The following is an 11,054-nucleotide window of genomic DNA, read 5'->3' on the forward strand; positions in this document are numbered from 1 at the left end:
GATTTATATTTCTCATTTGAATAAAAAATGGGGATGCTTCAAGCTAATTGTTCTATACAGCTTGTAGGTTTTTATGTTGATGCCCGCTTTTTTGCCTTCGGAATTGATGTATTTATCTTCTTCCGAAGAGGATGAACCCCTTTTTCATAAAGTCAAAGAAAATATTTACGTTTTCAATGCTTTTTTTGATGCCTCTGTTGAAGATGGTGAGTGGCTATTACGGCATAACGAATTTCTGCGCTTGGGTTTAGAGTGGGTGACAGAGCAGTTTGCAACAGATCGGATTCCTTTTCATATTTCAAAAAATATCGGCAAAAAAATTCGGCAGCATTTTTCACAATTAGAATTAAGCATTCCTCTTGATCTAACTTGTCATGTAGGAGAGCGCCATCTCGAAACGAATAGTTTATTATTTGGAACAGCCAGCGACTTTTTACATGACTTTTTTTTGAAGGAGTGCTTAGGTAAGACGCGTCCTTCGATAATCACGCTGCGTGGTGTGGAGTGGGACGTTTTGACAACTCTAACTGAGTGGATGAAATTTGGTGAGATTCCCTCTCTATGGAAAAGAGAGGAGAAATTTTTATGGAGTGTTCTTAAGCAAGCCACAACGTGGGAAATGACTCCTGTCGCGGAATTAACGCAGGAAGTTCTTACGCGCTATCTCAACCGAGCCAATATTTACGATCATTTGATTTTGACCCATGAGCAGGGCTGGCGATTTTTAAAGCATGCCTGCTGCGATTTAATCAATGGGCTTGGACTCAGTGTGCGCGTTTTTGAACCAGGAGAAAATGGGCTCGGACTTGAATTTTTGGAATTTAATCACCACTCCCTGGATGTGTTTGACCGGCTACAAAAATGGATCACACATTTGGCTTTTAGTTTATCGTTAACAGAGGATGTTTCGTTTAGCGAGGTTCTGCAGAAATGTCCAAAGTTAATCGGTCTAGATGTCAGCCGTACACGCATTTTTACTGAAAGGCTTTATGATATCCCTTCTTTTATTGAAGAGCTCGATATCTCGATGTGTGCTTGGCTAACGCCTGCCAATTTACGTAAAATGATTGGCATTTGTCCCCATCTAATCCGTTTAAATGTCAGTAGTAATGGGCAGATCACAGCAGCGGGATGGGCGGAACTTTATCAACTTCAATCATTAGAATTTTTGGATATTTCGCGTTGCCATCAAATTTCAGATGAAGATCTCAAACTAATTTTAAAAGCCTGTTTGCAGCTCACTGAATTTAGAATGGAAGAATGTGACAAAGTGACAGACATTGGCTTTTTGAATCTTGCAATGAATATTCCTAAAATTTTGACTTTGAGTTTGGCTAGGTGTTCACTCGGGGATGCTTCCTTGATCGAGATGGGAATACGCTGTACCTTTTTACAGAGATTAAATTTGACTCGCTGTGAGAATGTCACAGATAAAGGAGTTATCGAAATGGTTCGTCAAGCGAAGTCTTTGCGAGAACTTATTCTGACCCATTGTTTCATAAGTCCAGAGATAACAGAGGAAATCCACCGGTTAAGGCCTTTACTGAAGGTGGTTGAATAACCTAAAGAGAAAAGGCGGCTTGTGTAGGCCGCCTTTTACCTAAAATCTAGGTAACATAGGTTATTTCTTTCCCTATTAGAAAGAAACTGTGAGTCGTCCTTCGATTTTTGCAACTTTTTCCTTTTCAGATGCAAATTCAACCGAATTCAAACTTTTTTGATATTGTGGATTGACAATTAGATTCAGCGTGGGCTTAAAGCCAACTTCTTCTAAATCTTGCTTTTTCAAATCGTCAAATGCCAGTGAGTAACTATTTGAACTCACGAATTATTCTCCACTTACCCAAAGCTAGGGAGTTTCCGGAAAACGCATCTTTGTTTTAGTTTATTTTTGAAACCAAAACATATCATTTTTGACGTATTCCAATTGATTTGTTTCTAATCTTGCCTGTTTCCAATTTTTAAAACGGCAAGCTTTATTTTCTTTTTCATTTTAAAATCCCAAAGGCTGTGGCTTCGAGCGAATAAAGACTTATGTCACCTCCCTGGTGCTCCATCGTTCCACTATTTTGGGGACAAAGACAAAATCCCTTCTGCTAAGCATGTTGAGGGATTTACCCAATAATTTATCAATTTAAACTACTGAGTGCTTATTCTAGATTTATCATCTAAAAAAAATACCTGCAAGCTAATGATGCTTATTTTTTTAAAATCTTTTCACGAGATTCGACATAATTAGTTAAAAGAATCTTTTCACTTTCAAACTCTCGAGCAATTTTTTCATAAACAACAGGAGATTTTTTTCTAAAGGAATCCCAAGACTCCCAGACTTTGCGCTCTTCTTGAGGGGCTCCCAATTGTTGATTCAACATGGCCAGGCGTAGTAGATTAAATGCGTTTAAAGTTTCGCCAAAAGAAAAGTGGTCAGTTTGTTCTTCCATTTGTTTGGCGAGAGTTTGAGTAGCATTTAAAGCTTGTTCATATTTTTTATCACAGATGGCCAATGTTGTTTGTGCAAAGATTGTATAAAAAGGGAGCTCGTCTTTTTTTGTGCGAGAAAGAGCTGATTCAGCAAAAGGTTGCGCATCCTGAATCAAACCACGGTTAATCAGAGTTTGAGCGATCACTCCATCGTAAGCGGCATGTAATTCGGGTCTCTTGGTTAACAAACCTTTCAATGTATCTAAAGCTTCCAGTTCAACTTTTGGATTGGTGCCAGGATGTGCAGTTTCAAATATATGAAAGGCGGAGGCTGCTTGAAAATAGTCTGCTTCTGCATTTTTTCCGTCATCGAAAATAAAGCGGAAGAAAAGAATCAATAAAAAAAACAGAATGGCAGCGACTCCAAGAAGGATTTTGCCATTTGTTTCCAGCCAGTGCATTACAGAATCCCAATCAAATTGGGAAGAAGAAGAGGCTGTTTCAGAAGTTTCAAAAGGAGACGATAGATGTTTATGCTGCTTTTTCATTGTAGTTTAACCACACTCAGTCAAAAATAAGTTCTAGAATTTTGCGGAAAAGATAAAAACAGCTTGAAATTTAATGAATGTTTTCTTTAATCATTTACCATTTTCTTGCTGTAAAGCATTAATCATAAACAAATAGTTTTTATTGTAAAGCGAAAAACCTTGCAGGTCGTGATGAATCAAGTTGTAGAGAAAAAAAATAACGAAGAGACATTTTATCAGGAAGAGTTGGTTGAAGTTCAACTCTCTCAAATTCAAGTGAATCCTTTTCAGCCACGCCGGAATTTTTCAGAAGAGGAACTTGATGAGTTAGCTTGTTCAATTAAAGCTGTGGGTATTTTACATCCTCCTCTTGTCCGCTTGGTGACAAATGAAGCCAATGAAAAAAAGTACGAGATCATTTCTGGGGAAAGACGCTGCCGAGCTGCGCAAATCGCTGGATTGACTACCTTGAAAGTGGTCGTGCGCAACAGCTGTGAACAGCTATCTGCACAAGCCGCATTGATCGAAAATGTGCAAAGAGTCGATTTAAATCCCATTGAAGTTGCGAAGGCCTTAAAGAGCTTGATGCTGGAATTTGGGTTTAGTCAAGATGAATTAGCTGGGCGAATTGGAAAGAAGCGTTCGACAGTGTCCAATTATCTCCGCTTATTAACCCTACCAAAATATATTCAGGATGATGTTTCAAAGAATGTCATTACCATGGGGCACGCAAAAGCTATTCTTTCCCAGCCAGATTTAGAAAAACAACATTTGCTTTATGAATTGATTTTAAGGGATGAGTTAACAGTTAGAGAAGCCGAACAAGCTAGTTTGCGCATTCAAGAAAAAGCCAAAAAAAATGCTTTGGTTTATGCAAATCGAGACTTCTTCCTTGAACAGCTATCGGAAAAGCTTCAACGGAAGTTAGGAACAAAAGTGCATATTTTAGGAAAAGGCAAAAAGGGCAGAATCACTATTGATTACTATAGCTTAGATGATTTAGATAGAGTATTAAGTTTTTTTGAATCTGAGGGGGCTGATCCATGAAATTAGGGGATGGAAAGAAAGTACTTTTGATACTCTGCTTAGCCGCATGTTTTCTCTGCTTGCCATTTTTTGTGCAAATTGGGGGAATGCTAACGGGCAGACAAATCTTCATCTCAGAAAATATACAGTTCATTTTGGCAACTCTCATTCAACTAATAGGTGGTTTTTTATTCTATTGGCAAGCTTACCATGCTTTACGTAAAAGACAAGTCGGCCACAAAACGGTGCTTATGATGATTTCAACAGTTGTTTACCTATATAGCTGCGTTTTATGGCAACAAAATTTACCATCTTTTTTTATGGTGAGTGCGATTACAATCACTGTTTTGCTACTAGGAGAATGGTTACTTGTTGGTAAGCAGAGAAATCAAATTGACTTGCTCCCGAAAGTTTTTGCTGATCGCCTTGCACATGTTCTTTTAGGTGTGATTACGCTGAGTAGCGTGATTGCCTTTTTGACATGGTGGCTGATAAAAGGAAATGGTTGGCGTGCTTGTGGAATCGGTGCAGATGTGTGGGTGATGGCCTGTCCCTGCATGCTAGGATTAGCCATGCCCATCATTATAAACATCTATAATCGAACAGTGGCTTGGTTGAAGGAAAACCTTGAAGAGGAATTGGCCATAGCAAAAGCGGAAGACGTATCAAAAGAGGCCATTAGAAAAATGCGTCAGAATGTGGGGTTTGCATTTTTATATCCGGTTTTAGGAATCCCTTTTGCTGCGATGGGGCTTTTGCATCCTTGGTTGGTCGCCTTTACCATTGCGATGAGTTTTTTTTCTATTTTTACAAACAGTCTACTTTTATATTTTTGGTTGCCGCAAGAAAACAATCGAGGCTGAGTCATGGAAGGTATTTCCTTTGAAATCAGCTATTTATCTAGCTTTTTTGCTCTATTGGGATGGGCGATTTTTTTAGGGCTTTGGAAAGCCGGCAAACTTCCCCAGCAACCCCTTTTTTTATTTTCTAATTTGACAGATTTAAAGCCACTGACCTTGAGTTGGAGAGCTAAGTATGCTGCAGTCCCTTTTTGGTTAAAAATCGGATCTTTAGCCTTTTTGACAATTGCATGGATGGATCCCCATTTTTATCTCTTAAAACCAGATCGTGGGGAGCGTGCGCGAGATCACACTCCTCATGAGGGAATTGCCATCTATCTGGTTTTGGACCAATCAGGATCTATGGCACAAAAAATTCCACTCAGTTCCGATGAAAAAGGACGCATTTCTGTTCCAAAAATCGATTTTATTGTGGAAATAACCAAAGACTTTGTAAAAGGCGATCCCACCAAAGGCTTGAAGGGACTACACAACGACCTTGTTGGATTGATTGGTTTTGCCAGAACTGCACAGGTTCTATCTCCCCTGACATTGGATCATCAAGCGATTATCGATCAACTCAATAAATTTTCAATTGTGAAGCATCAAGACGAGGACGGGACATCCATTGGTTATGCGATTTTTAAAACAGCTAATTTGATTGCCTCCACAAAACATTTTGCAGAAGAACTTAAAGAAGCTTCTCCTTATACAATCAAAAACTCGATCATGTTAATCGTGACAGATGGCTTTCAAGATCCTAACCCACTCGATCGGGAAGATCAATATCGCAGTATTGAGTTGGAAGATGCTGCCAAATATGCGAAAGAGCAGGGGGTACGTGTGTATATCATTAATGTGGAACCCCGCATCGCATCGGAAGAATTTGGATCTGAGAGAAGAGTTATGCAAAAAGTGACAGAAATAACAGGCGGGAAGTTTTATCTTCTCGATCATATTGAAGAATTAAAAAATATTTATGCCGATATCGATAAACTAGAAAAAAGTATATTGCCTGTTTTGAGTAAACGAGATCAGCCAATGAGATATCAAAGGATTTCCTTATATCCCTATTTGATCGTCATTGGATTAGGATGCCTATTGCTTTCGGTTCTTCTAAAGGCTTTTTTATTGAGAACAGCACCATGATAAAAGATCTTTTCTTTGATTTCCCTCTCGCCGCCTTTTTAATTCCGGGAGTTTTCCTGTTTGTTTTAGCCGGGATGTTTTTACATCGCCACCGCTTGAGTGTAATGCAACAGTATTCAAAGATTGTCCAAATGGTCATGCTTCCTCGAGATCCTGTAAGTACTTGGGTAAAGGGGACACTTCTGTGTCTGACTTGGCTAGCAGCAGTATTAGCCCTTATGCAACCAAAAGGGAATAGTCATTATGCACCAAATAGAGTTCTCTCAACTGGGCAGGAAGAAGGGATTCCTACACATCAGATGCAATTCATCCTGGATACTTCTGCGTCGATGCAAGTGAAAGATATTCGTAACCAAACCCGTTCTGAATATGGAAAAGAAATTGTGGACGAGCTTGCTCGACAGCTCGATGGTAAAAGTGCTTCTTTGTGGGGATTTGCGGGGCAAGCGACCAGACTTTCTCCTGCAACGATGGATGCCTTATTTTTGCGTTTAATGATACGAGATCTACAGATAAATGAGGGGAATGTCACTGGAACAAGTCTGATTAATGCTGTAAAAGCCATCCAGAAAGAAATTTCAGAGTTGCCGCAAGATCGAAAGTTGGTGGCTGTATTATTAAGCGATGGGGAAGACACAGAAAATATCTCGGCCGAAGAAAAAGCCAAAAACTTAAGAGTCCTTCTAGATGACTTGAAAACAAAATTTAAGGATAGATTAACCATTTATACAATAGGAATTGGCTCTAGAGAAGGAGGGGAAATTCCTGATGTTCTTGAACAAGGGCAAAGAATTCATTCCAAAAGAGATGATACATGGCTCAAACAAATTGGAGAGAGTTCCGGGGAGTATATCATCGCAGACCAGGAGTCTTCCATTGAGATTGCTCAGGATATCCTCAGCAAAATGAAAAAGAAAAACCTCGAGGAATGGATATCAAAGCCCAACGAGACTTCTTCTGTAAAAGAAGATATGGTTCAATCTTTAATCTACACCCTATATTTCCAATATCCATTAGCCTTTGCGCTTCTTTTTTTAACAATTGAAATTCTTTTTCCTATTGTGCGTCATCAAACACGGAGTCCCAAATGAAACTGTGGATGGTTTGGGTGATTTCATGCCTTGGTCTAGCCCTATGTGCGGCAGAAACGGAGTCTGAAATTAAAACCGATATCGCCAACCGACAATTTACAGCGAGAGATTATCAACGAGCTGAACAAGAATATGGAAAAATTTTGCAGCTCCCTATGTGGCGTTGGCAGAAGGAAATTGTGATGTACAATAGAGGGACAGCTTTGCTTGCACAAAAAAAATGGAATGAAGCTTTATCGCAATTTCAGCAAATCGCTCCATCTGCAACATCTTTCCCCTTATTAGTGATTTCTCTGAAAAAAAATTTAGCCATTACACGTCTATTTCAAGGAATTCAGCTATCGCAAAATCAGAGTGATACAGAGGATCATTTTATCTCTGTTGTGTATATTTTAAAAAATGCTCTGATGAATGCAGAAGAAGCACAAAAGGCAGAGTGTTCGTTACAACGCATTGAAGGTAGCCAGGTTTGTGAGGTCTCAGAAAATTTGCGTGCTATCACAAGAGAGATTCGTATACAGCTTGCTTCGGCGATACAAGTGAATCAGCAAAAACAACTTTCTCAGTTTTCTCCAGAAAATGGAATCCCACTCTTGTTGACAGGTGTAAATGCTATTATAGAAGACCTCCATTTTTTAGGATCTCAAGCTTTTACATCCTCCCAAGAGGAAGCTTATAAAGAATGGTTTTTATCGAATGCGCAATCTTGGATCTTTCTCTGGAAAACCTTGCAGCCTTTTTTCGAAAAAGAATCGCAATCTCCCTTTCATTATGCCTCGGATGACTTTAATTTAGCTCTGGATAAGATGCAGCAGGGAAGATGGAAAGAAAGCTTAGAGCATTTGAATTTAGCTGAGAAGAATTTGCAAAATCTTTTGCAAAAAATATGGAAAGGAAGGCCCTTTATGTCTTTGTTGCAAAGGCTTAATCAGTCTTATCTCAATTTGGAATTACAAGATTCTTTATCCACACTTGCCCTCGTTGGTTTATTGGAGGAGCAAAAACAGCTGCAAGAATGGGGGAAAGATCAGATAAGGACAGGTTTGCAAAAGTCCACTCAAAATCTGGAAAAAAGTGTGCACTTCATGAAAGAAAAAAACGATGTTTTAGGACGTTTTTATTTTGAAGAGGCTGAGCAGGAATTAAAAAATGTGATGGATCAGCAAGAGGGAGGCGGCAAAACAGATGCTCAAGAATTGCTGAGAAGAGCGATCGAGAAACAGCGCTTTGCATTAAAAATCAATCAATTGCAACAAAAAATGCCGAAGCAAATCGAGGAGGTTCAAAAGATTGTGCAGAATCGGCAAACCGAAACTTTTGCTGAAATTCCGCAATTTTTAGAAGCGGTTGTCAACATGCAGCAAAAAAATACGCATGATCAATTTTCAGAAAAGGATTGGAAAGATATCTTGTCCTTTGTAGGGTCCGGATATGAAAAAGCACGAGCAGCAGAAAAAAACTTACAAACCCCGGAATCGAATTTTGCCAAAGTGGCCTCTTTACAAGAGCAAGCAGTAGAAGATTGGTTTACTGCTTTAGAAAAGTTAAAAAATCTTCAGCAAGCCCAACAACCGCAAAAACAGAATACGTCCTCTTCCACGCAACCTGCGGAACAGAAAATGAACCAAGTTTTTAAAATGGCTCAAGAAATGGAAAAAAGTGATCGCGCTTTGAAACAAGCCTATGCTCCAGCTTCGATCAACCAAGGAGACAAACCATGGTAAGAATAGGTTTCATGCTTCTCTTCTTTTTTTTCGGGCATAGTTTTTGTTTTTGTGCTGAAGACGTGAAAGTGACAGCGGAGATCGAAAGTGATCAGGCCTTTGCTGGACAACCCTTGCCTGGGACGATTATGATTACGCATGATTCACAGGAGGCTGTGGACGCTGGAAGTTTTATGCTAAATGGGAAAACGCCTTTAAAAGCCCAATTCCAGCGTGATGTACGAATGGCACAGGGCAGCCCGCTAGTTATTTCTATTTATCTTTTTACGTTAGATTCGCAAGATAAGGGACTTTATGTGCTACCTAATATTCATGTCACAGTTGGAGGGAAAAAATATCAGTCTGCACTTTCCTCTTATGAAGTTCATGATGCGCATGCTTCCAGACCAACAGCAGTTCCTGCTAAACCGAGCTCCACTTATGAGCCCCCCTCTGCCGCCCCTCCTAAGTCCACTGCGTCCACCAATACAAATGTAACCCCTGTGTTAAAATTAGAAGCTTTTGTGCAGGGAAAGTCGACCTTGTTTCCAGGAGAGCGTACGCAACTTGTTTATCGTTATGTCTTCAATACCGATATTAATCTCACTAAAGAGCTTGTCCCTATGCTAGATGCTGTGGGCATGCGTAAAGTGGGGAGTAAACAAATCCATGACCATACAGAAGGCAATTTTAGTATTCGAGAAATCATGCAAGAGGTTGAAGCTGTTAAACCAGGAAAGTATGTTTATGGTCCATCTTTAATTGAAGGATATGCAGGACCAGAAAGACAGCTCTTAAGTGCTCCAGCGCCTATTGTAACTGTTATTGTGAATGAACTTCCTCAAGAAACTACACCCAAAACGTTTAATGGTGCCATCGGTGATTTTACTTACCAAGTAAAAATGCTAACACCATCCACTGTGCAGGTGGGGGATAAGATTCAGTTATCGATTCAAGTGACAGGTAAGGGTGATTTATCGACTATTAAATTACCAGATTTATGCTGTCAACCTGGATTTGAAGGACTTTTCACACAGAGCGATTTGCACGATTCAGGAAAAATTCAAGGTGATACCGTTTCTTTTATTGCTGAGATGCGTCCATTATCTATTTTGGTGCATGAGATCCCGAGTATTGAATTTTCTTCGTTTAATCCTCAGACCAAAAAGTATGTGATTAAACGCTCAGCTCCTATTCCACTAACGGTCACAGAATCTCAGCCGGATCTCCAAAAAGAAACGCAAGTCAATGCGAAGGAGGCGTGGAGTCCCCAGAATGCGAAACCGCACGATATAGAAATTCAAGGCAATGAGCCCTTAACTAGACAAAATTTAGATAATCGATTTTTAGCAACTTGGTGGTCTCTTCTTCTGATTCCACTTGGTGTTGGGTTCTTATTATTTCAAATTCAATTAAAAAAACATCTTGCTGATATGCAACGCCATTCAACAATTCCACAGAGTGAGCAAATTTTAAAAGAAGCCTTAAAGAACCAGCATCAGCCCGATCTCTGCTTTGCTTTAATCACACGAGCCTTGCTCACACGCTTAGTTGAGAAGAAAAAAATTCCAACGACAGAGGTCACTTTTGGTGCTTTGCCGCGAGAGGGGATTGTGGGAGAAGTACGTGAGTTTTTGATGCAAGTTGAAAAAATGCGTTTTTCCGGTCATCCCGAGGTTTCGGTCGAGGAATATTTAACGAAAGGAAAGGAACTCTTTTCTAAGGTGGAGTAAAAGATGCCAAAAAATTTCAAAAAGATCGGGATAGCAGGTTTACTCTGCCTTGTGCTTATGGCGGGTTTCGTTTTTTTGATTCGAGAAACTTTGCAAAAAGAATTGGAGAAGGTCGAAAAAGCCTATCAAGAAGGTGAAAGGGCAACCACTCTCAGCGAGAGAAAAAAAGCCTTTAATCAAGCATTAGAGGGATATTTGGAGATGGAAGTTGCTTATCACCCTATTTATGGAGACGGCAAACTTTACTATAACCTGGGAAATACCTATTTTCAATTAGAAGAATACCCCTTGGCCATTTTGTATTATGAAAAAGCCTTGAACCTACTTTCTGATTCGTCTAAAGTGCAAGAAAATTTAAGAATTACGCGTCAAAAGTTGGGGATTGTAGACAGCTCCAAAGCAAATGTTTTTCAATATCTCGTTTTTTTTCAAGAATGGCTTTTGCCCACTAGATTACAACTTTTATCCTTTTGCTTGATCCTGATAATTGCCAGCATTTCTCTTTTTATTTGGTATCAATTTTCTTGGATTAAACCTGTTTTTTGGACCTTGGCTGCCATCGCTT

10 protein-coding genes are annotated in these 11,054 nt (G+C 39.5%); 8 read left to right on the top strand and 2 right to left on the bottom strand.

Annotated elements, in window-relative coordinates; translation table 11 throughout:
- The first annotated feature begins 79 nt into the window (after window positions 1-79).
- A complete protein-coding gene (locus AB7E63_RS07185) occupies window positions 80-1,561 on the top strand; it encodes a hypothetical protein (protein ID WP_013924577.1) in 1,482 nt (493 codons plus the stop codon).
- Between the two features lie 75 nt (window positions 1,562-1,636).
- Here AB7E63_RS07185 and AB7E63_RS07190 read toward each other — a convergent pair whose 3' ends face one another.
- Window positions 1,637-1,825 carry a hypothetical protein gene (locus AB7E63_RS07190; RefSeq protein WP_013924578.1) on the bottom strand — a complete coding sequence of 63 codons (189 nt, stop codon included), beginning with the start codon at window positions 1,823-1,825 and terminating at the stop codon, window positions 1,637-1,639.
- Between the two features lie 373 nt (window positions 1,826-2,198).
- The gene (locus tag AB7E63_RS07195) at window positions 2,199-2,969 is read right to left on the bottom strand and encodes a hypothetical protein (RefSeq protein ID WP_006342593.1); all 771 of its coding nucleotides are present in this window, start codon (window positions 2,967-2,969) and stop codon (window positions 2,199-2,201) included.
- Between the two features lie 171 nt (window positions 2,970-3,140).
- On the opposite strand from AB7E63_RS07195, the gene AB7E63_RS07200 reads away from it, so the two are divergent.
- From AB7E63_RS07200 to AB7E63_RS07230, 7 genes are all read left to right on the top strand, one after another.
- Complete coding sequence (locus AB7E63_RS07200; RefSeq protein WP_006342594.1) at window positions 3,141-3,995, top strand: ParB/RepB/Spo0J family partition protein; 855 nt, start codon at window positions 3,141-3,143, stop codon at window positions 3,993-3,995.
- Complete coding sequence (locus AB7E63_RS07205; RefSeq protein ID WP_006342595.1) at window positions 3,992-4,837, top strand: hypothetical protein; 846 nt, start codon at window positions 3,992-3,994, stop codon at window positions 4,835-4,837. Before AB7E63_RS07200 ends, AB7E63_RS07205 begins: the two co-directional genes overlap by 4 nt.
- Before the next feature lie 3 nt (window positions 4,838-4,840).
- Window positions 4,841-5,962, top strand: coding sequence for a vWA domain-containing protein (locus AB7E63_RS07210; RefSeq protein WP_006342596.1), 1,122 nt, complete (start codon window positions 4,841-4,843; stop codon window positions 5,960-5,962).
- Entirely contained in the window at window positions 5,908-7,053 is a 1,146-nt protein-coding gene (locus AB7E63_RS07215; protein WP_226987361.1) for a VWA domain-containing protein, read from the top strand. Before AB7E63_RS07210 ends, AB7E63_RS07215 begins: the two co-directional genes overlap by 55 nt.
- Window positions 7,050-8,777, top strand: coding sequence for a hypothetical protein (locus AB7E63_RS07220; protein WP_284452721.1), 1,728 nt, complete (start codon window positions 7,050-7,052; stop codon window positions 8,775-8,777). The genes AB7E63_RS07215 and AB7E63_RS07220 overlap by 4 nt, the downstream gene beginning before the upstream one ends.
- Window positions 8,771-10,489, top strand: coding sequence for a hypothetical protein (locus tag AB7E63_RS07225; RefSeq protein ID WP_284452720.1), 1,719 nt, complete (start codon window positions 8,771-8,773; stop codon window positions 10,487-10,489). Before AB7E63_RS07220 ends, AB7E63_RS07225 begins: the two co-directional genes overlap by 7 nt.
- A gap of 3 nt (window positions 10,490-10,492) precedes the next feature.
- The coding region (locus AB7E63_RS07230; protein WP_428419073.1) for a tetratricopeptide repeat protein at window positions 10,493-11,054 on the top strand (562 nt) is incomplete at its 3' end.

It is taken from the genome of Parachlamydia sp. (assembly GCF_050255895.1).
Classification (GTDB): Bacteria; Chlamydiota; Chlamydiia; order Chlamydiales; family Parachlamydiaceae; genus Parachlamydia; species Parachlamydia acanthamoebae.